At 68.0% G+C, this 20,342-nt stretch carries 15 protein-coding genes and 1 pseudogene; 6 read left to right on the top strand and 10 right to left on the bottom strand.

Annotation, left to right across the window (positions count from 1 at the left end; genetic code table 11):
• The 4 genes and pseudogenes from H7I57_RS30055 to H7I57_RS30040 all read right to left on the bottom strand — a co-directional run bounded on the left by H7I57_RS30055 (nucleotide 1) and on the right by H7I57_RS30040 (nucleotide 9,089).
• Nucleotides 1-3,108 carry a cadherin-like domain-containing protein gene (locus tag H7I57_RS30055; RefSeq protein WP_264028185.1) on the bottom strand — a complete coding sequence of 1,036 codons (3,108 nt, stop codon included), beginning with the start codon at nucleotides 3,106-3,108 and terminating at the stop codon, nucleotides 1-3.
• A 218-nt stretch (nucleotides 3,109-3,326) separates the two neighbouring features.
• Complete coding sequence (locus H7I57_RS30050) at nucleotides 3,327-5,177, bottom strand: ABC transporter ATP-binding protein (protein WP_264028184.1); 1,851 nt, start codon at nucleotides 5,175-5,177, stop codon at nucleotides 3,327-3,329.
• Nucleotides 5,174-7,105, bottom strand: coding sequence for an ABC transporter ATP-binding protein (locus tag H7I57_RS30045; RefSeq protein ID WP_264028183.1), 1,932 nt, complete (start codon nucleotides 7,103-7,105; stop codon nucleotides 5,174-5,176). The genes H7I57_RS30050 and H7I57_RS30045 overlap by 4 nt, the downstream gene beginning before the upstream one ends.
• A 104-nt stretch (nucleotides 7,106-7,209) precedes the next feature.
• Nucleotides 7,210-9,089: pseudogene (locus H7I57_RS30040) on the bottom strand (ABC transporter ATP-binding protein).
• A 196-nt stretch (nucleotides 9,090-9,285) separates the two neighbouring features.
• Between H7I57_RS30040 and prrA the strand changes: the two are divergent.
• Together prrA and H7I57_RS30030 are read left to right on the top strand one after the other, a co-directional pair.
• The gene (prrA, locus tag H7I57_RS30035; protein WP_275081899.1) at nucleotides 9,286-9,987 is read left to right on the top strand and encodes a two-component system response regulator PrrA; all 702 of its coding nucleotides are present in this window, start codon (nucleotides 9,286-9,288) and stop codon (nucleotides 9,985-9,987) included.
• A 6-nt stretch (nucleotides 9,988-9,993) separates the two neighbouring features.
• Nucleotides 9,994-11,337: a HAMP domain-containing sensor histidine kinase gene (locus H7I57_RS30030; RefSeq protein ID WP_264028182.1), complete on the top strand. Its 1,344-nt coding sequence runs from the start codon at nucleotides 9,994-9,996 to the stop codon at nucleotides 11,335-11,337.
• A gap of 73 nt (nucleotides 11,338-11,410) precedes the next feature.
• On the opposite strand, the gene H7I57_RS30025 is transcribed toward H7I57_RS30030, so the two are convergent.
• Nucleotides 11,411-11,773, bottom strand: coding sequence for an FKBP-type peptidyl-prolyl cis-trans isomerase (locus H7I57_RS30025; protein ID WP_264028181.1), 363 nt, complete (start codon nucleotides 11,771-11,773; stop codon nucleotides 11,411-11,413).
• Nucleotides 11,774-11,845: 72 nt separating this feature from the next.
• On the opposite strand from H7I57_RS30025, the gene H7I57_RS30020 reads away from it, so the two are divergent.
• Both H7I57_RS30020 and H7I57_RS30015 read left to right on the top strand, forming a co-directional pair.
• Entirely contained in the window at nucleotides 11,846-12,094 is a 249-nt protein-coding gene (locus H7I57_RS30020; protein ID WP_264028180.1) for a DUF2630 family protein, read from the top strand.
• Between the two features lie 15 nt (nucleotides 12,095-12,109).
• Nucleotides 12,110-13,663, top strand: a complete 1,554-nt coding sequence (locus H7I57_RS30015) for a phytoene desaturase family protein (RefSeq protein ID WP_264028179.1) — start codon at nucleotides 12,110-12,112, stop codon at nucleotides 13,661-13,663.
• Here the strand turns inward: H7I57_RS30015 and H7I57_RS30010 are convergent.
• The 5 genes from H7I57_RS30010 to pdxH all read right to left on the bottom strand — a co-directional run bounded on the left by H7I57_RS30010 (nucleotide 13,660) and on the right by pdxH (nucleotide 18,504).
• Complete coding sequence (locus H7I57_RS30010) at nucleotides 13,660-14,079, bottom strand: MarR family winged helix-turn-helix transcriptional regulator (protein WP_264028178.1); 420 nt, start codon at nucleotides 14,077-14,079, stop codon at nucleotides 13,660-13,662. The two genes, H7I57_RS30015 and H7I57_RS30010, sit on opposite strands and share 4 nt — an antisense overlap.
• Nucleotides 14,069-15,502 (bottom strand): MFS transporter, encoded by a 1,434-nt coding sequence (locus H7I57_RS30005; RefSeq protein ID WP_264028218.1) that lies wholly within the window; start codon nucleotides 15,500-15,502, stop codon nucleotides 14,069-14,071. Before H7I57_RS30005 ends, H7I57_RS30010 begins: the two co-directional genes overlap by 11 nt.
• Before the next feature lie 154 nt (nucleotides 15,503-15,656).
• Nucleotides 15,657-16,961 (bottom strand): citrate synthase, encoded by a 1,305-nt coding sequence (locus tag H7I57_RS30000; protein WP_264028177.1) that lies wholly within the window; start codon nucleotides 16,959-16,961, stop codon nucleotides 15,657-15,659.
• Nucleotides 16,962-17,064: 103 nt separating this feature from the next.
• On the bottom strand, nucleotides 17,065-17,715 hold the full coding sequence (locus tag H7I57_RS29995; protein WP_264028176.1) for a TetR/AcrR family transcriptional regulator: 651 nt from the start codon (nucleotides 17,713-17,715) through the stop codon (nucleotides 17,065-17,067).
• A 132-nt stretch (nucleotides 17,716-17,847) separates the two neighbouring features.
• Nucleotides 17,848-18,504, bottom strand: a complete 657-nt coding sequence (gene pdxH / locus H7I57_RS29990) for a pyridoxamine 5'-phosphate oxidase (protein ID WP_264028175.1) — start codon at nucleotides 18,502-18,504, stop codon at nucleotides 17,848-17,850.
• Between the two features lie 67 nt (nucleotides 18,505-18,571).
• On the opposite strand from pdxH, the gene H7I57_RS29985 reads away from it, so the two are divergent.
• Both H7I57_RS29985 and H7I57_RS29980 read left to right on the top strand, forming a co-directional pair.
• Nucleotides 18,572-19,690, top strand: a complete 1,119-nt coding sequence (locus H7I57_RS29985; protein WP_264028174.1) for a citrate synthase 2 — start codon at nucleotides 18,572-18,574, stop codon at nucleotides 19,688-19,690.
• 2 nt (nucleotides 19,691-19,692) lie between these two features.
• The gene (locus tag H7I57_RS29980) at nucleotides 19,693-20,310 is read left to right on the top strand and encodes a maleylpyruvate isomerase family mycothiol-dependent enzyme (RefSeq protein WP_372510492.1); all 618 of its coding nucleotides are present in this window, start codon (nucleotides 19,693-19,695) and stop codon (nucleotides 20,308-20,310) included.
• The last annotated feature ends 32 nt before the right edge of the window (nucleotides 20,311-20,342 follow it).

Here is a 20,342-nt window from a genome sequence, read left to right as displayed (position 1 = left end):
TCAGAGCACGGTGGGCGGAGTGAACGTCTTCACCGAGGTGACGTATTCGTTGCCGACCCGGTCCGTCACCGTCACATAGGGCGTGCCATCGGGTCCGAAGGTGACGGGGTTGACCGTCTCCCCGGGCCCCAGGTCCAGATCGAGGACCTTGGTCGCGCCATCTGACGTCAGCGCCCACACCCCGGCGTCCGCGCCTGCGAAGGTGGCGTAGGCGGTGCCATCTGCTCCGAATGCCAATGGCGCCTGATAAAAGTTGTCGTTGAGTTGCTGGGGCACAAGGGGACCCGTGACATCCAGGGTGACGACCGTGGCGCCGTTCTGGTCGAACACCAGGATGTGATGCGTGAACGTCGCCGCCTCGACGGTGACGAGGAAACCGGTGCCGTCCGGGCCGAACTGGATCGGATCGTAGTTCGGTCGCAGTGGCGAGCCCGGCAGGGTGGCCGTCACCGCGTCATCGGCCAGTGCGAGCACGGCCTCCGACGCGACCCTTCCCTCAGCATCGAGGTGCTCGATCACCTGGTATGCCGTGCCGTCCGGGGCGAACGTCACCGGGGTGGTGACGACGGCGCCGTCGGGCAGGGGCACCGTGCGCGCGATCGTCCCGTCAGGATTCAGCACCGCCAGATAGGTCGTGCCGGCGGAGGTGTAGGCGATGTAACCCTGGTCGCCGATGTTCGGGTTGGCGTCATGGCCCGCCACCGACGCACTGACCCTCGGGGCGACCAGCACGATCGCGCCGGGTACGGCGACCGTGGTGACGTCGCCTTCGCTGGTGACGACCGCGACGCTGTCGACCTGCGTGACGGAGTTGCGTACCGAGACGTAGACGGTGCCATCCGGGGTGACGCTGATGGCGTTCACGACGGAACCGTCGATGGGATCGGACGTTTCGAGGGTTTCCGCGGTGATCCTCGAGATGTACGACTTCCCGGTCGACGCGTCATGGGTCGCCTGGTAGACGCCGTCGGCGGTCACCACCTCGGCCCTGACCGGAGACCCGGGGATGTCACGCACCGTGCTCGATGTCCCCGTGAAGGTGTACACCCGAGTTACCGTGGTGCCGAAAGACGTTTGGGCGACGGTGAAGTAGCCCCGGCCGTCGGGACCGATGACGACGTCCTCGGGCGTCAACGTGCCCGACGGAAGGGACACGGTACGCGAGTTTCCGTCCGGCCCGACGGCCAACAACGAGGGCGTGCCCAACAGCGGGGTGGAGCCCACCAGGTAGGCACTGCCGTCCGGCGCGATGGTCAGCGTGCCGCCTGCCTTCCCGACCCGGTACACGCGCAGGGAGTTGGTCGCGGAGATGCGGACGAGGCGGTCACCGGAGCCGGACGCGAACTGCCGGGTCTGCAGGTACACCGCGCCGTTCGGCGCCACCTTCAACGGCGCGGACGGCGCGCCGATGACAGTCCCGACGGTCGTCACCGCCCCGGAGCCGTCCACGATCGAGATGGTCGACGTGTTGGTGGCCGGTTTGTAGGTCGTGAGGACGAGGCTGCCGTCGGAACGCACGACCGGAAGTGCCTGCTCCAGTGGAGAACCCGCGATATCGCCGGTGGTCTTCAGCACCTGCCCGTTCTCGTCGAGGATGCTGACCCGGGTCCGGGTGGGCAGCATCGTGTTCGGGTCCACATCGTAAGTGACCTGGTAGATGGTGCCGTTGGAGCTGACGACGACCGGGCCTGCGGCCTTTCCGGGTGTCGACGAACTCGCCTCGCGGTATGGCGTGACGGCGACGGCCACTGTCGCAGTGCGGATTCCGCCGTGGCCGTCACTGACGGTGAATGTCAGCGTGTCGGTCTTGGCGTCGGCCGGGGCGTCCGGCGCACCGGCGGCCTCACGTGCCGCGGCGGTGGGTGTGTAGGTGAAGGTGCCGTCACCGTTGTCGACTAGCGTGCCGTTGTCGGTCGATGCGGGCCCGCTGTACGTGAGCGTGTCTCCGTCGAAGTCGGAGGCGCTCACCGTGACGATCACCGATCCCGTGGTGAGACTGCCGGCGCCGGCGCGGGCCCGCGCACCGAACGGCACGGTGTTCGTCGGTGAGATATCCAGGGTGACAAGCTGTGTCGCCGTGTTGCCCGCGCTGTCGGTGATCGTCACGGTGAACGTGTTGACCTTCTGCTCAGCAGTGGCGTTGTCGGCCGCCGCCGCGTGTCGCGCCGCCGCGGTTGGTGTGTAGACGAAGCGGCCAGAGGACAACACCGTGACCCGGCCCTTGTCGTTCGTCGTCGACCCCGAGTAGGTGAGCCGGTCGCCGTCGGGATCCGTCGCCGTCACCCGGCCACTGATCGAGCCGGTGAAGTAGCCGGGATCGCTCGTGGTCACCTCTCCCGGGACGGGAGACGAGTTGTCGACGTCCTCCACGAGTTCGGTGGTGCCGGCCGGCGCTCCGGTCTGCTCGATCACGGCCTTCTGCTGTTCGAACTGACGGCGCGTGAACGCCACGATCGTCCACAGCAATGGTGTGTCGATCGGCGCTGCGGGTCCGTTGGTGCTGGATTGCGTCGTCGACGGCGCGAACACGGTCTGCAGCAGACTGATTGGGTTGGACGTCGGCGGCTCGGGCGGGTCGACCGGCTCTGCCTCCTCGTCCGCGATGTCGTCCAGCGAGACACTGCTATTCGGCGGGACAGCGCCGGGTTCGTCGTCAACCTGAGTCGATGACGGTGTCACCGCCGTAGTCTCCGCAAGATTGGCATCATCGACGGTCTCGGGCTCGCCGCCGTGCACCTCGGAGGCGGCCTCGACGGATCGGTCCGCACGCTCCGCACGCTCCGGCGCGGCGTCGTGCTGCCTGCTCCCGTGCGACGAGCGCCTGTTGGGCTTCGACGTGTCGTCGTCGCCCGACTCGCCGTCGCCTGATTCGTCGTCCCCCGATTCGTCGTCGCCCGCCTCGTCGTCACTGGCGCCCGACTCGGCGCCCTCCGACTGCGGTGAATCGTCGCGGTCGGCAGGGTCGGCAGAACTGCCGGCGCTGTCGCTGGAGGACGTGTCGTCGCTCGGCTGCGCCCACACCACCCCCGGCGACGCGAACACCGCGGTGCCGATCCCGAGAGCAACCGCAAGGGCACCGACCCGACCGACATAGTTTGCTTTCGCCACCGACAATTTCCCCTCAGTAGGAACTCCGCCGAGGCAACACTAAGGCACATCCATGGTGGGTGAACGCAATTTCCTTGATGCCGTGCTAATCCCGAGCATCGTGCCGGCCTCCCGCCACCGCGCCCCGGCGAACGAGGTCCACCGATCGATCTCGTCTTCATAGCTGTGCTCAGTTGCTGTGACCGCACCCGGGCGGCAGGTCACTCTCGCGCGGACTGTCAGGCCAGCGATTGCATCCACGACTGGTGCAGCGCGGCATAGTGACCGTCCTCGCGGGAGCTGAGTTCTGCCGGCGAACCGTCCTCGACGATGCGGCCGTGCTCGAGCACCAGCACTCGGTCGGCGATCTGCACGGTCGACAGCCGGTGGGCGATCACCAGCGCGGTCCGGTCGGCCAGCACCGTCTCCAGCGCTCGCTGCACCATCCGCTCGCTCGGGATGTCCAGCGACGACGTCGCCTCGTCGAGGATCAGCACCGCGGGGTCGGCGAGGAATGCACGTGCGAACGCGACGAGTTGCCGCTGCCCCGCCGAGAGCCGGCCGCCCCGCTTGGCGACGTCGGTGTCATACCCCTCGGGCAACGCTTCGATGAAGCCGTGCGCACCGACCGCTTCGGCCGCGCCGCGAACCTCCTCGTCGGTGGCGTCCGGCCTGCCGAACCGGATGTTGTCGGCGACGGTCCCGTCGAACATGAAGTTCTCCTGCGTGACCATCACGACGTGACGGCGCAACTCGGCCTGCGTCATGTCCCGCAGGTCCACCCCGTCGAGGGTCACCGTGCCCGACACAGGGTCGTAGAACCGGGTCACGAGCTTGGCGATCGTCGTCTTTCCCGCGCCCGTGGTGCCGACCATCGCCACCGTCTGACCGGCGGGCACCTGCAGGTCGAGCCCGGGCAGCACGGGCCTACCGCGCGCATACTCGAATGTCACGTCGCGCAAGGCGATCTCGCCGCGGACGGACTCCAAGTGCACGGGGTCCTGCGGGTCGTCGATCCCCGGCTTCTCGGCCAGCACACCCGCCAGCTTCTCCAGCGCCGAGGACGCGGACTGAAAGGTGTTGAAGAACTGCGAGATCTCCTGCATGGGCTCGAAGAACATGCGCAGGTACAACAGGAACGCAGCCAATGTGCCGATCGTCATCTCGCCGTGCAGCACCCGATAGCCGCCGTAGAGCAGCACGACACCGGTGGTGAGGTTGCCGACCAGCTTGACGCTGGGCATGAACACGGCGAGCAGCTTGAACGTCTTCTCGTTGATGACCCGGTAGCGGTCGGCGACGTCCTCGAAGATCTCCTGATTGCGCGGCTCACGCCGGTACGCCTGCACCGCCTTGATCCCCGTCATCGTCTCGACGAACTGCACGATGACCAGTGCCGAGATCTCGCGGACCTCGCGGTAGATCTTCGACGAGCGGTCGTGGAACCACCAGACCAGCAGCACCAGAACGGGAAACGCCGCCAGGCACATCAGGCCGAGCTTGACGTCGAGAACGACCAACAACACCGCGGTGCCGAACAGCGTGAGCACCGCGGTGATCAAACTGTCGAAACCGGTCTCGAGCATGTCCTGGATGGCTTCGACGTCGTTGGTGGACCGACTCACCACGCGCCCGGAGGTGTAACGGTCGTGGAACGCGATGTCGAGGCGGCCGAAGTGGCGGAAGACCCGCCGGCGCAGTTCGAGCAGCACCTTCTGGCCGATGCGTCCCGACCGGCGCAGGAAGTACATCCGACTGGTCGCCTGCACGACCACGACCCCGCACAACGCCCCGACGATCAGCAGCAGGGTGTGCGCCGGGCCTCCCGCGAGCAACGGCGGAATGCCGTCGTCGATGCCCTTCTGCACCAGCAGCGGAACCGATAGCCGCGCAACATTTTCCACCACGACGACCACGGCCAGTGCCAGCAAGGTCCACCGGAAGGGCCGCAGCAGCGAACCCAGCAGCGCCCGGGCCTCACGCTGTCGCGGCACCGTCTCGTCGATGGGCAGGTCCCCCTGCTCGTCGAACTTCCCGCGCCAGTCGGCGATCGTCCGCTCTTCGCGCGAGCGCTCATCGCCGACACTCATCGCTTCTCCAGCATCTGGTCTTCCAGGCTCACCCGAGCGTGGTTGTCCTCTCTTCGCGCAAGCGGCTCATCGGTGTCAGCGTCCCGTCGCGCAACGGGCTCGTCCCAGTCGCACTCGTGCTCGGCGCCGTCGTCGAGCTCGTCGTCGGCGGCCAGCAGATAGCGGTATCCGGGCACCCGGGCGAGCATCTCGGCATGCGTGCCGACGTGGGTGATGGTGCCGTCCTGCAGCAGGGCGACCCGGTCGGCGAGCAGCACGGTCGACGCCCGGTGGGCCACCACGATGCCGGTCACCTCGTGCAGCACCCGGCGCAGCGCCTCCTCGACCACCGCCTCGGTGTGGACATCCAGCGCGGACAAGGTGTCGTCGAGCACCAGAATCCTCGGGTGCGACAGGATCGCCCGGGCCAGCGAAAGCCGTTGGCGCTGACCACCGGACAGGCTCATCCCCTGCTCCCCGATCCGGGTGTCCAGCCCGAACGGCAGGTCGTAGACGAACTGCGCGGCGGCGACGTCGATAGCCTCACGCAGCTCGGCCTCCGTCGCCGGGTTATCCGGGGGACGGCCCAGCCGCAGATTCTCGGCCACCGACATCGAGAACAGCGTGGGGTCCTCGAATGCGGTGGCGACCGCCCGTCGCAGCGCGTCCAGCGACAGCTCGCGGATATCCTGCGCGTCGATCCGGATCTCGCCCTCGGTCACGTCGTAGAGCCGCGACAGCAGCGCCACCAACGCCGACTTGCCCGACCCGGTGGCGCCGACGAGCGCGAGGGTCTCACCCGGTTCGACGGTGACGTCGACGTGGCGCAGCACCCAGTCATCGCTGCCGGGGAACTTGAAGCCGACATCGACGAGCTCGAGCCGCCCGCCCTGGGGCGTCTGGTCCCGCGGGCCGTCGACGATGTCACGTGGCGCGTCGAAGATCTCGGTGATGCGGTTGGCCGCGGTGAACGACTCCTGCGTCATCGACAGCAGGAAGCCCAGCGACGCGATCGGCCACACCAGCGACAGCATCATCGTGATGAACGCGACGAGCGTGCCCATGGTCACCTGCCCGTGCCCGGCCGCATAGGCGCCGAAGCCGAGCACCACGATCAACGTCAGGTTCGGGATGACCTCGAGCAGCGTCCAGAATTTCGCCGACACCGACACCCGGCGCACCTGCGTGTCGTACAAGTCGGTGAGCTGCTCGTCGAACCGGTCGTAGACGTAGTCCTCGCGGCCGAACGACTTGACCACCCGCAGCCCGAGAGCGGATTCCTCGACGTGGGTGGCTACGTGGCCGGCCTGGTCCTGCGCCTGCCGGGACAGCCGGGTGTACTCCTGCTGAAAGTGCAGCACCGTCAGCGTGATCGGCACGATCGACACCAACACCACCACACCCAGCGGCCAGTACATGGCCAGCAGGATGATCGTGACGATGGTGATCTGCAGGACGTTGAGCATCAGAAAGATCAGACCGAACGACATGAACCGGCGAATCGTGCTGAGGTCGTTCATGATTCGCGACAGCAACTGACCGGACTGCCATCTGCCGTGAAACGACATCGGCAGGATCTGCAGCCGCGCGTAGAGGTCTTTGCGGATGTCGGCCTCGACGCCCATGGTGGCGCGCGCCACCAGCCAGCGACGGATGAACCACAGCACCGCCTCGGCGATGCCCACCCCCATCGCGGCGGTGCCCAGTATCCACAGCCCCTGCTGATCCTGATTGCGGACCGGGCCGTCGATCACGGCCTTGGTCATCAGCGGAATCGACACGGTGGCGGCGAGGCTGGCCAGGGCCACCACGATCATCGCGATCCAGCGGACGCGGTAGGGCATCAGGTAGGGCAGCATCCGCCACAGATCCGAACTCGACCTCGCACGTTCGGGCGGCGGCGCGATCGCGGGCGCCGCGCGAAGCGCGTTCGAGGAGGAGTCGGTCATTTAGTACATCTTCCCATTGCGGGCAAATGGATAACCCCTCCGCCGGAATTGCATTCCGGCAGCGGAAGTGCGAGTGCGGCCCTGCTGGAATGCAGTTCCGGCGGTCATGCGGCCACCTCGTCGCGGAACTGGGTGCGGTACAGCTCGGAATACCGCCCGCCGCGGGCGAGCAGCTGCTCGTGCGTTCCGCGTTCCACGATGCGCCCGTCCTCGACGACAAGGATCACGTCGGCCGAGCGCACCGTGGACAGGCGGTGGGCGATCACGATCGACGTGCGGCCCGCGAAGGCCTCGGCCAGGGCCGCCTGCACCGCGACCTCCGACTCCGAGTCCAGCGACGCCGTCGCCTCGTCGAGCACCACCACCCGCGACCTCCCCAACAACAAGCGGGCGATCGTCAACCGCTGCCGCTGCCCGCCGGACAGACGGTATCCGCGCTCACCGACAACGGTGTCCAGACCGTCGGGCATGTCAGCGACGACATCGGCGAGCCGAGCGCGCCGCAGTGCGTCCCATAGTTCGGCGTCGGCGGCCGCCGGTGCGGCCAGCGCCAGGTTGGACCGGATGGACTCGTGGAACAGGTGACCGTCCTGCGTGACCATCCCGACGGTGTCCTTCAGCGAGGCGAACGTCACGTCGCGCACGTCCACCCCGTTGAGCCGGAACGCGCCGGAGTCCACGTCGTACAACCGCGCCAGCAGCGCCGCCATCGTCGACTTCCCGGCGCCCGACGTTCCCACCAACGCGACCATCTGACCGGGCTGCGCGGTGAACGACACCCCGTGGAGCACCTCGTCACCGCCGCGCGCATCGAGGTCGGCCACCTCCTCCAGCGAGGCCAGCGACACCTTGTCGGCGCCGGGTAGGAGAAGCGCACCGTATCGAATTCGACGGCGACCCCGCCGTGATCCGGGACCTCCGTCGCGCCGGGACGCTCGCGGATCAACGGCACCAGATCCAGCACCTCGAAGACCCGCTCGAAACTCACCAGTGCACTCGCGATCTCCACGCGCGCATTGGCCAGCGCGGTCAGCGGTGCGTACAGCCGGGTCAACAGCAGTGCCAACGACACCACCGCGCCGGCCTGCAGATGCCCGCCGATCGCCAGCGCCCCGCCCAGCCCGTACACCAGCGCCAGGGCCAGCGCCGACATCAGCGTGAGCGAGTTCATGAACGTCGCCTGCAGCATCGCGGTGCGCACCCCGATGTCGCGGACCTGGCCGGTGCGCACCCGGAACTCGTCGGACTCGGTGCGGGTGTCGCCGAACAGCTTGACCAGCGTCGCCCCCGGCGCCGAGAACCGCTCGGTCATCTGGGTGTTCATCGTCGCGTTGTGGTTCGCGGCCTCGCGCGACAGCCGGGCCATCGTGGCGCCGATCCGGCGGGCCGGGAACAAGAACAACGGCATGAGTGCCAGCGACAGCAGCGTGATCTGCCAGGAGATGCGCAGCATCACCGCCAGCGTCAGCGTCAGCGTGACGAGGTTGGCCACCACCCCCGACAGCGTGTCGGAGAATGCCCGTTGAGCACCCATCACGTCGTTGCCCAACCGGCTGACCAGCGCACCGGTCCGCGTCCGGGTGAAGAACGCCACCGGCATCCGCAGGACGTGGTCGAACACCGCGGTCCGCAGATCCAGGATCAGGCCTTCGCCGATCGTCGACGACAACCACCGTGTCAGCAGCGCCACGCCGGCCTCGGCCAGCGCGACCGCGGCGATGACCAGCGCCAGCGTCATCACCACCGCCGAGCTGCCCGCACCGGTGATCTCGTCGACCACGCGTCCGGCCAGCAGCGGCGTCGCGACCGTCAGCATCGCGCTCACCACGCTGACCGCGAGGAAGACCGCCAGCCTGCGGTGATGCCGTCCCGCGAAGCGCCAGATGCGCGCGAGTAGCCGACGGTCCGCCAACGAGTGCAGGTCGCCGCCGCGCGCCCGCGTCTGCCGGTACAGGGATTGCCGGGCGACCGATTCCAAACTCATGAATTCACCGTAAGACCTCAACAATGGATGAGGTCAAAGCCTTCCCGCCCGCCAGGGACCCGCCTGGTCGCCGCGACATCCACGTTTTGCAGACGAAGTGCGAGTACCGGCCTGCAGAACGTCGATCTCGGCGTGAATCAGGCGCAAGTGCACAGCGTCCCGCGAGTGAGCCGTGTCATCGGGCAAGATTGCGTACATGGACAGTGGTTTGGGCTCACCCAGGGTGCTCGTGGTCGATGACGATCCCGACGTCCTCGCCTCGCTGGAGCGGGGACTGCGGCTGTCCGGGTTCGAGGTTTTCACCGCGGTCGACGGGGCGGAAGCGCTGCGCAGCGCCACCGAGACCCGACCCGACGCGATCGTGCTCGACATCAACATGCCGATCCTCGACGGCGTATCGGTGGTGACCGCCCTTCGCGCGATGGACAACGACGTGCCGGTGTGTGTGTTGTCCGCCCGGTCCTCCGTCGACGACCGGGTCGCGGGGCTGGAGGCGGGCGCCGACGACTACCTGGTCAAGCCGTTCGTGCTCGCCGAACTGGTGGCGAGGGTCAAGGCGCTGCTGCGCCGACGCGGGTCCACGGCGACGTTCTCCTCGGAGACCATCGCGGTCGGCCCGCTCGAGGTGGACATCCCCGGCAGGCGGGCGCGGGTCGACGGCGTCGACGTCGACCTGACGAAACGGGAATTCGACCTGCTGGCCGTGCTGGCCGAACACAAGACCGCAGTGCTCTCGCGCGCTCAGCTGCTCGAGCTGGTGTGGGGTTACGACTTCGCCGCCGACACCAACGTCGTCGACGTGTTCATCGGTTACCTGCGGCGCAAGCTCGAGGCCAACGGCGCGCCCCGGCTCCTGCACACCGTCCGTGGCGTGGGATTCGTTCTGCGGCAGCAGTAGGCCGACATGATCGCGTTGTCCCGGATCTTCCGCCGCACACCGTCGCTGCGCACCCGGGTCGCGCTCGCCACCGCGATCGGCGCCGCGATCGTCGTCGTCATCGTCGGGACCGTGGTGTGGGTCGGCATCACCAACGACCGCAAGGAACGCCTGGACCGCAGGCTTGACGAGGCCGCCGGATTCGCGATCCCGTTCCTGCCCCGCGGCCTCGACGAGATCCCGTCCTCGCCCAACGACCAGGACGCGATCATCACCGTGCGTCGCGCCGACGGCCAGGAGACGTCCAACTCCAAGGTGGTGCTGCCCCAACTGGCACCCGGCTACGCCGACACCTACGTCGGCGATGTGCGCTACCGGGTCCGCACGGTCGAGATCCGCTATCCCGAGCCGATGTCGGTGGCCGTCGGCGCGACCTATGACGCCACCATCGCCGACACCAACAACCTGCACCGCCGGGTGATCATCATCTGCGTGTTCTCGGTGGGGGCGGCGACGCTGCTCGGCTGGCTGCTCGCGGCGTTCGCGGTGCGGCCGCTGAAACGGCTGGCCCAGCAGACCCGCCAGATCGACGCGGGCGACGAGGCACCCGATGTCGAGGTCCGTGGCGCCAGCGAGGCAGTCGAGATCGCCGACGCCGTCAACGGCATGCTGCAGCGCATCTGGAAGGAGCAGGGCCGCACCATGGCCGCGCTGGCCTCGGCGCGCGACTTCGCCTCGGTGTCCGCCCACGAGTTGCGCACCCCGCTGACCGCGATGCGCACCAACCTCGAGGTGCTCGCGACGCTGGACCTCGACGAGGACCAACGCAAGGAGGTCGTCAACGACGTCATCCGCACGCAGACCCGGATCGAGGCCACGCTCGGAGCATTGGAGCGGCTCGCTCAGGGCGAGTTGTCCACCCAGGACGACCACGTGCCGGTGGACATCACCGAACTGCTCGACCGCGCCGCGCACGACGCGATGCGGGTCTACCCGGAGCTGGAGGTGTCGCTGGTTCCCGCGCCGACGGTGATCATCGTCGGTCTGCCCGCCGGGCTGCGTCTGGCGGTCGACAACGCGATCGCCAACGCCGTCAAGCACGGCGGGGCCACCCGGGTGCGGCTCTCGGCCGTCAGCTCTCGCGAGGGAGTCGAGATCGCGATCGACGACGACGGGGTCGGCGTGCCCGAGGAGGAACGAACGATCGTGTTCGACAGGTTCTCCCGAGGCTCCACGGCCTCGCATTCGGGCTCGGGGCTCGGCCTCGCTCTGGTGGCCCAGCAGGCCGAATTACACGGCGGCACCGCCACTTTGGAAGCCAGCCCGCTCGGCGGCGCGCGGTTGCTGCTCCGCCTGCCCGGACCGCGCTAGTTCTTTGCGCCGGAATTGCATTCCGGCAGAACTTTTACAAGTGGGGACCTGCTGGAATGCAATTCCGGCGGGGTTAGCGGGTGGCCAGCAGGTCGATGACAAAGATCAAAGTCTTGCCGGACAGGCGGTGTCCCCCGCCGGACGGGCCGTACGCCTGCTCGGGCGGGATCGTCAGCTTGCGGCGGCCGCCCACCTTCATCCCGGGAATGCCGTCCTGCCAGCCCTGGATCAAGCCGCGCAGCGGGAACTCGATCGACTCGCCGCGGTTCCAGGAGCTGTCGAACTCCTCACCGGTGTCGTACTCGACGCCGACATAGTGCACCTCGACGTTCGCGCCGGGAATCGCCTCGAGGCCGTCACCGACCACGATGTCCTCGATCACCAACTCGGTCGGGGGAGAGCCGTCGGGGAAGTCGATCTCGGGTTTGGTAGCCATCCGACCACCCTAATGGCCGACTTGAGCGGATCTGCCGGTCGGCGGGCGGCGAATGCGGGCACACTGAGAAGCGTGGTCAAGGATCAAGACATTCTCGCTCAGGTGAACGACCTCGTCGCTGAGGAGCAGGAGTTGCGCGGCAAGCTGCAGCACCGCGAGATCGACGAGTCCGAGGAGCACCGGCGCCTGCGGTCGATCGAGGTGCAACTCGACCAGTGCTGGGATCTGCTGCGCCAGCGCCGGGCGCTGCGTGCCAGCGGCGGTGACCCGGAGGACGCGCAGGTGCGTCCCGAGGGTGAGGTCGAGGGCTACCTCGGCTGACCGGTGGCACAACAGGTGACGCGCACTGACGTCGTCATCGTCGGCGGCGGGCACAACGGCCTCGTGGCCGCCGCCTACCTGGCCCGGGCGGGTCGCAGCGTGCAGGTGCTGGAGCGCCTCGACCACGTGGGCGGCGCGGCGGTGTCCGCACACCCCTTCGACGGTGTCGACGCACGCCTGTCGCGCTACTCCTACCTGGTCAGCCTGTTGCCGCGAAGCATCGTCGACGACCTCGGCGTGCGCGTCCGGTTGTCGCGGCGCCGGTACTCGTCATACACGCCCGACCCGTCCGACGGCGGGCGTACCGGGCTGCTGATCGGCCCGACCTCCACCTTCGGCGCAATCGGGGCAGCCGGCGACGAAACCGGTTTCGGCGACTTCTACCGGCGGTGTGGCGCCGTGACGTCACGGCTGTGGCCCACGATGACCGAGCCGCTGCGCACCCGCTCCCAGATGGTGCGCACCGTCGGGGCCGATCCTGGCGGCGACGCCGAGGCGGCATGGCGGTCGATGATCGACCGGCCCATCGCCGAGGCGATCGTCGCCGCGGTGGGCAACGACCTGGTCCGCGGCGTGGTGGCGACCGACGCGCTGATCGGGACGTTCGCCCGGCTCGACGACGAATCGTTGCGCCAGAACGTGTGTTTTCTGTATCACCTGATCGGCGGCGGAACCGGCGACTGGGATGTGCCGATCGGCGGGATGGGCGCCTTGAGCGGCGCCCTGGCCGCGGCCGCCGCGGGATTCGGCGCCGAAATCATCACCAGCGCAGAGGTTTACGCGATCGATCCCGACGGGGAGGTCCGCTATCGGCGCGAGGATGAGGAGCACCGTGTGGCGCCCGGCCACGTCCTGGCCAACGTGACCCCCGCGGTGCTCGCCCGCCTGCTCGGCGAGGAGGAACCCGTTCTGACGCAGGGAGCGCAGGTCAAGGTGAACCTGATGCTTCGGCGGCTACCGCGACTGCTCGACCAAACCGTCACGCCGGAACAGGCTTTCGGGGGCACATTCCATATCAACGAGACCTACACCCAGCTGGCTGCCGCGTACCGCCAGGCGGCGGACGGTGCGGTACCCGACCCGCTGCCGTGCGAGATCTACTGCCATTCACTGGCCGACCCCACGATCCTGTCCGATTCGCTTCGCGCCGAAGGTGCGCAGACGCTGACCGTGTTCGGGCTGCACACACCGCACACCCTGATGGCGTCGGCAACACCCGAGAGGATGCGCGACGGACTCACCTCGGCGGTGCTCACGTCGATGAACTCCGTTCTGGCCGAGCCGGTTCAGGATGTGCTGATGGAGGATTCGTCGGGCCGGCTGTGCATCGAGGCCAAGACGACCGTCGACCTGGAGCACGCACTGGGCATGACCAAGGGCAACATCTTCCACGGCGCATTGACGTGGCCGTTCGTCGAGGACGACGAGCCACTGGGAACACCGGCCCAGCGCTGGGGTGTCGCCACCGCACACGATCGGATCCTGTTGTGCGGATCGGGTTCCCGACGCGGTGGCGCCGTCTCGGGCATCGGTGGGCACAACGCGGCGATGGCGGTGCTGGAGGGCTAACGCGCGGCAAGCTTGTCGACGATGGACCGCAGCGCCGCCAGTTCGCCGTCGCTGAGCGCGGCGAGGACCTCGGGAGCGGGATCGTCGACCGCGTCGATCGCGGCCACCATCTCGCGGCCCGCATCGGTCAGCGACACCACCTTGCACCGGCGGTTAGCGGGATCGATACGGCGCACCGCCAGCCCGCCGTCCTCGAGATCGTTGACCGCAACCGTGGCCGCGGGGGCGTCGATGGTCGCCGCCGCGGCAAGCTCCTTGACCGTCATCGGCGCCCGGCCGAGCCGCTTGAGGATGCGAATCCTGCTGAACGGCAGTCCCGATTGCTCGATGACCGCCCGCTTCCAGCTGTCGCGATTGTCGAGGACGAAGGCGGCAAGATCCCGCCACACCCCGTCCGCGAGCGCCTTATCGGACATGGGTCCCCTCCTCCTCGACCGTTCCCGAGATCAACGGCGCCAGCCGCTGCGCCGAGCGCAGACCACGCTGCGACGTCGCATACAGCCCGAGCGCCAGGATCACCAGGCCCAGGCCGACACAGATGAACCACAGCGGACGTGCGGCGGACGCGAAGTCGACCCCCACGCCCGCCATCGCCGACCCTGCGACCGAACCACACAGCGCCACACCGATACTCACACCGACCTGGCGGCTGGTCGACGTCACCGCCGAGGCCGCCCCGGCACGATCGAGCGGCATGCCGCTCACCGCGGCATTGGTGATCGGGGCGTTCACCATCGAGAAGCCGATACCGTAGACGGCGAAGACCACCAGCAACATCCACACCGGTGTCGTCGCGGTCAGGAAGGTCAGCATCGCCGACGCGACGGAGATCAGCACGCCCGCCACCACCAGCGACGGGCGCGCGCCGTAACGACCCACCAGGCGTCCCGACAGCGGGGAGAACAGCAACGCGCCGACGGCGATCGGCAGGTAGATGAGTCCGGTGTGCATGGCCGAGTAACCACGCTCGCCCTGCAGGTACAACGACATCATGAACAGGAACGCGCCCCACGCGGCGAATGCGCTGACCGCGGTGATCGTCGCCGCCGTGAACGGGATGCTGCGGAAGAATCGCAGATCGAGAAATGGGTCGTGGCGCCGGGATTCGTAGCGCAGGAACGCGGTGAACGCGGCCACGGCCAGCACCGCGATGACGATGACGCGCGCGCTGGTCCACCCGAGGACGGGTCCTTCGATCAGCGCATAGACGATGCCGAACAGGAAACAGACGGCAAGACACTGGCCGATCGGATCGACGTCGCGCATCGTCGCCGACCTGGTCTCGGGCACGAACAGCGCGGTGAGCAGGACCGCGGCCGCACAGATCGGCAGGTTGATCCAGAACACCGAACGCCATCCGATGGTCTCGATGAGCAGTCCACCGACGATCGGGCCCAGGGACATCGAGATGCCCACCACCGCACCCCACACGCCGAGCGCGCGGGCACGCTCCTCGCGGCCGACGAATATCTGCGAGATGATTGACAGGGCAACGGGATTGAGCATCGACCCGCCGATTCCCTGCAGGAATCGAGCGCTGATCAACGTGTCGATGGTCGGCGCCAGGCTGCACGCCAGCGAACCGATCGCGAAGACGGTGAGGCCGATCTGGAACACCCGCCTTCGCCCGAAGCGGTCACCGGTGGCTCCCGACAGCATCAGCAGCGACGCGAGCACCAGCGTGTAGATGTCCACGACCCACTGCAGCTGCGAGGGCGAGGCGGACAGGTCAGTGCGGATCGCCGGAATGGCGACGTTGACGATCGTCGCGTCCATCGACACGATGAGCAGGCTCAGGCAGCAGGAGACCAGGATGACGGTCTTGCGCCGCCGCGTCATCGCCTCGACGGTTTCATTCACACAATGATTGTGAAACTACAACCGTCTCCCGTGCAACGTGCATCTCGTCACCCTCGCGGGGCGCGAACATGCGCAGAATGCCGCGATACACGGCGCGTCGGCGTGCAGACGCGCGAGCTCGCGGGGGAAAGGGCTAACGCGCGTCGAGGTCGGAGTAGTCGCGCTCGGTGTATCCGGTGTAGATCTGGCGCGGACGGCCGATCTTGTTGGGTTCGCCGTGCATCTCGCGCCAGTGGGCGATCCAGCCCGGCAGCCGGCCCAGCGCGAACAGCACAGTGAACATCCGGGTCGGAAAGCCCATGGCCCGGTAGATCACGCCGGTGTAGTAGTCCACGTTCGGATAGAGCTTGCGCTCGACGAAGAAATCGTCGGTCAGCGCGATCTCCTCGAGTTCCTTGGCGATGTCGAGCAGCTCATCGTGAACGCCGATCTTGCCGAGGATCTTGTCCGCCTGCTCCTTGACGATGCGCGCCCGCGGGTCGTAGTTCTTGTAGACCCGGTGGCCGAAGCCCATCAGCTTGACGTTGTCCTCGCGGTTCTTCACCTTCTTGACGAAGGTCGCGACGTCGTCGTCACCGTCGCGGATCCTCGACAGCATCTCGAGCACCGCCTGGTTCGCCCCGCCGTGCAGCGGACCCCACAGCGCGTTGATGCCACCGGAGACCGACGTGAACAGGTTCGCCTGCGACGATCCGACCAACCGGACTGTCGAGGTCGAGCAATTCTGTTCGTGATCGGCGTGCAGGATGAACAGCATGTCCAGCGCCCGCACGATCTCCGGGTCCACCTCGTAAGGCTCGGCAGGCAACCCGAAGGTCATCCGCAGGAAGTTCTCGACGAGCGTCAGCGAGTTGTCCGGGTACAGGAACGGCTGGCCCTCGGACTTCTTGTACGCGTACGCCGCGATCGTCGGCAGCTTGGCCAGCAGCCGGATGGTGGACAGCTCGACCTGACCCTGGTCGAACGGATCGAGCGAGTCCTGGTAGTACGCGCTCAGTGCGTTGACGGCGCTCGAGAGCACCGGCATCGGATGGGCATTGCGCGGGAAACCATCGAAGAAGCGCTTGAGGTCCTCATGCAGCAGCGTGTGCCGCTGGATCTGGGTGGTGAACTTCTCCAGCTGCTCTGCGGTAGGCAGTTCGCCGAAGATCAGCAGATAACTGACCTCGATGAACGTCGACTTCTCCGCCAGCTGCTCGATCGGGTAACCCCGGTAGCGGAGGATGCCGGCGTCACCGTCGATGTAGGTGATGGCGCTCTTGGTCGACGCCGTGTTCACGAACCCGCCGTCGAACGTGGTGTAGCCGGTCTTGGCCAGCAACGAGCCCAGCGCGATGCCGTCGGCTCCCTCAGAGGCTTGGACGATGTCAAGGTCGAGCTCGCCACCCGGGTACTTGATGGTGGCGTGTTCCTGCCCGGCTTCGGCGTTATCGGCCACTGGCGTCCCTTCGGGGTCTGGTGGATCTGTCGGGAGGTCGCGAAGTCTGCCTACAAAAGGTAGTCCCATTACAGCAGCCACGCCCGCGGGGGGCGACAGTCGGTCAGGCGGGCTGCCCGACGCCGGCGATTTCGCCGGCGAACTCGGTGTACGTGGCCTCGAAGGCGGCCACCACGTCGTCGACCGTGATGCGTGCAGCGCTGGTGACGTCGCCGGCCAGATCCGCCAGCGCGGTCATCAGGAACGCACCCCACATCGCGGCGATCAGCCGGACCCTGCGGTCGTCGACGGTGGTCCCCAGCCGCTCCGCCATCACCACGTCGACGACGCTGGCCCGGAATTCGACAGCGGCCTGCCGCAGCGTTGCCGACGAGAAGGTGATTCGCACGATCTGCAGCAGACGATCTGAGGACAGCGCGCCGGCGGGAGCCCGCTTGGACTTCAGCGCCAGCTCGACGTAGGAACGCCGCAGTGCCTCGAAATGACCGATGTCGAGCGGCTGGCGCCGGAGTTCGTCGGCCGCGATGTCGAGCACCTCGTCGATCAACGCGAGGGCAATCGCGTCCTTGGTGGCGAAGTAGCGGCTGAACGTGCGAGGGGACACGTCGGCGATCGCGGCGATCTGGTCGACGGTGGTGCCGTCGAAACCCTGCTGCTCACACAGGCCGACGGCCGCGTCGATCAGAGTGGCGCGGGTCCGGCGCTTCTTGCGCTCGCGCAGACCGAGGCCGCGCTCCCCCCTGACTTCAGCCACATCCTGGATGCTAGCCCGTCAAGCTAGGAATTGAGTGAGAAACTGGCACCTCCGGACACTTGCTGACCGGCGGTTTTCGTCGCGGTCGGCCAGGCGCTGGCCCGCCCCCGATGGAAGACGGCCCGCCCACGACTACGGCTGCAGGCGTTCGACGAGCGCGCCGCGGACACGAATCCTGTTGTGCACCCGGTTCTCCCGACCCTGCCAGAACTCGACCTCCTCGGGGGCGATCAGGTAGCCGCCCCAGTGCGGCGGCACCGGGACCTCGTCGACACCGGCGAATCTTTCGCTGACCTCGGCCAGCTGTCGGAGCAGTTCGGCGCGCGAGGCGATCGGCCTGCTCTGCAGCGACGCCCACGCCCCCAGCTGGGACCCGCGCGGCCGATGGGACCAGTAGTCGGCGGTCGCCTCCGGGGAGACCTTCGTGACAGCTCCGCGAATGTGCACCTGGCGACCCAACGAGTACCAGGGGAAGGTCGCCGACGCATACGGGTTGGCGGCCAGCTGCCTGCCCTTGTCGGAGTCGTAGTTGGTGTAGAAGGAGATGCCGGATTCGTCCACGCTCTTGCACAGCACGGTGCGGGTGACGGGCCTGCCCGCGGCGTCGACCGTGCCGACGACCATCGCGTTGGCCTCGGCGACACCCGCCTTCTCGGCCTCGGCCAACCACGTGCTGAGCAACGCCACCCAGCCGCCGTCCAGCCAGTCGGCGTCCAGATCGCCGCTTCCGTCCTTCTCCACCGATTCGTACTCCACCCGCATCCGAGCCAGGTGATCAGAAGTGCCCACGCGACAACGCTACGCCCGGACCCGGACTGGCGGCTCCGCCGATGGGACCGGGTGCGACAATCGGCGCATGACTGCGGTGCCGAAGGATTTCGCTCCTGGGTTGGCGGGCGTGGTGGCGTTCGAGACCGAGATCGCCGAACCGGACAAGGACGGCGGGGCCCTGCGCTACCGCGGCGTCGACATCGAGGACCTGGTCGCCAACCGGGTGACCTTCGGGGACGTGTGGGGTCTGCTGGTCGACGGCCGGTTCGGTACCGGCCTTCCGCCGGCCGAGCCGTTCCCGCTGCCCATCCACAGCGGCGACGTCCGCGTCGACGTCCAGGCGGGCCTGGCGATGCTGGCACCGATCTGGGGCTACCCGCCGCTGCTGGACATCGACGACGGGACGGCCCGCGATCAACTGGCCCGCGCGTCGGTGATGGCGCTTTCCTACGTGGCGCAGTCCGCGCGCGGCATCTATCAGCCTGCGGTGCCGCAACGCAGGGTCGACGAATGCGACACCGTGACAGCACGTTTCATGACCCGTTGGCAAGGTGATCCCGACCCGCGGCACGTCGAGGCGATCGACGCCTACTGGGTGAGCGCCGCCGAGCACGGCATGAACGCCTCCACCTTCACCGCGCGGGTCATCGCGTCGACGGGCGCAGACGTGGCGGCCGCGCTGTCGGGGGCGATCGGCGCGATGAGCGGACCGCTTCACGGCGGTGCCCCGGCGCGGGTGATCCCGATGATCGAGGAGGCCGAGAAGACCGGCGACGCGCGGGCCGTGGTGAAGGGCATCCTGGACGGCAACGAGAAGCTGATGGGTTTCGGGCACCGCGTGTACCAGGCCGAGGATCCGCGCGCCCGGGTGCTGCGTGCGACCGCCAAGCGGTTGGCGGCGCCACGCTACGAGGTGGCGGCCGCGCTCGAACAGGCCGCACTGACCGAACTCCGCGAACGCCGCCCCGACCGGGCGATCGAGACCAACGTCGAGTTCTGGGCTGCCGTGATCCTCGACTTCGCCCAGGTGCCGCCGAAGATGATGCCCGCCATGTTCACCTGTGGGCGAACCGCGGGCTGGTGCGCCCACATCCTCGAGCAGAAGCGGCTGGGCAAGCTGGTGCGCCCGTCGGCCATCTACGTCGGCCCGGCCCCGCGCAGCCCGGAGTCGGTCGAGGGCTGGGACCTTCTCGACCGGGCATGACCATGACCGAACCGCGCGCGGTGTTCGCCTCGGCCGCTGAGACTTTCGCTGCGCTGGTGCGACGCCTGCCGGATGGGTGCTGGGACGGACCGGGGCTGGGCGAGTGGGACATGCGCTCGCTCGTCGGCCACACCTCGCGATCCCTGATCACGGTCAGCACCTATCTGCGGTCGACCGCGCAGCGCGAGGACGTCGCCTCCGCGCCCGACTACTACGTGAGGATGCAGGACTACGCCGCGGGTGCCGGCGCCGAGGCCATCGTCGAGCGTGGGCGTCAGGCCGGGCGTGACCTGGGCGAGGATCCGGTTGCCGCGATCGACGCGCTGGTCCCCCGCGTGCTGGCCGAGCTGGACGGGGTGGACGACCCGCTGATCGAGGTCATCGGGGGGCTGGGGATGCGGCTGAGCAGCTACCTGCCCACCCGGACGTTCGAACTGGCCGTGCACGGCATGGACATCGCCGCCGCTGCCGGGATCGACTTCACACCGCCGCTCGACGTCCTCGCCGAGGCCGCCGCGCTCGCGGCCCGGATCGGCGTGCAGTTGGGTCGAGGGCCCGCGGTGCTGCTGGCACTTACCGGCCGCCGCGACCTGCCGCCCGAATTCTCGGTGGTCTTCTGAGCGCGATGAGTTTTCCCGGCGCGGCGGGTCTG

Source organism: Mycolicibacterium pyrenivorans (assembly GCF_025821625.1).
Taxonomy (GTDB): domain Bacteria; phylum Actinomycetota; class Actinomycetes; order Mycobacteriales; family Mycobacteriaceae; genus Mycobacterium; species Mycobacterium pyrenivorans.
Note: the sequence above shows the minus strand (reverse complement) of the source record. Positions and strands in the feature narration are given on the sequence as shown.

Bases quoted from the DNA above. Each gene is read 5' to 3' on its own strand.
- H7I57_RS30030 (WP_264028182.1), top strand. From the start codon at position 9,994: ATGATCGCGTTGTCCCGGATCTTCCGCCGCACACCGTCGCTGCGCACC.
- H7I57_RS29980 (WP_372510492.1), top strand. From the start codon at position 19,693: ATGACCGAACCGCGCGCGGTGTTCGCCTCGGCCGCTGAGACTTTCGCT.
- H7I57_RS30050 (WP_264028184.1), bottom strand. From the start codon at position 5,177: ATGAGTGTCGGCGATGAGCGCTCGCGCGAAGAGCGGACGATCGCCGAC.
- H7I57_RS30005 (WP_264028218.1), bottom strand. From the start codon at position 15,502: ATGACGCGGCGGCGCAAGACCGTCATCCTGGTCTCCTGCTGCCTGAGC.
- H7I57_RS30010 (WP_264028178.1), bottom strand. From the start codon at position 14,079: ATGTCCGATAAGGCGCTCGCGGACGGGGTGTGGCGGGATCTTGCCGCC.
- H7I57_RS30025 (WP_264028181.1), bottom strand. From the start codon at position 11,773: ATGGCTACCAAACCCGAGATCGACTTCCCCGACGGCTCTCCCCCGACC.
- H7I57_RS29985 (WP_264028174.1), top strand. From the start codon at position 18,572: ATGACTGCGGTGCCGAAGGATTTCGCTCCTGGGTTGGCGGGCGTGGTG.
- prrA (WP_275081899.1), top strand. From the start codon at position 9,286: ATGGACAGTGGTTTGGGCTCACCCAGGGTGCTCGTGGTCGATGACGAT.
- H7I57_RS30045 (WP_264028183.1), bottom strand. From the start codon at position 7,105: ATGACCGACTCCTCCTCGAACGCGCTTCGCGCGGCGCCCGCGATCGCG.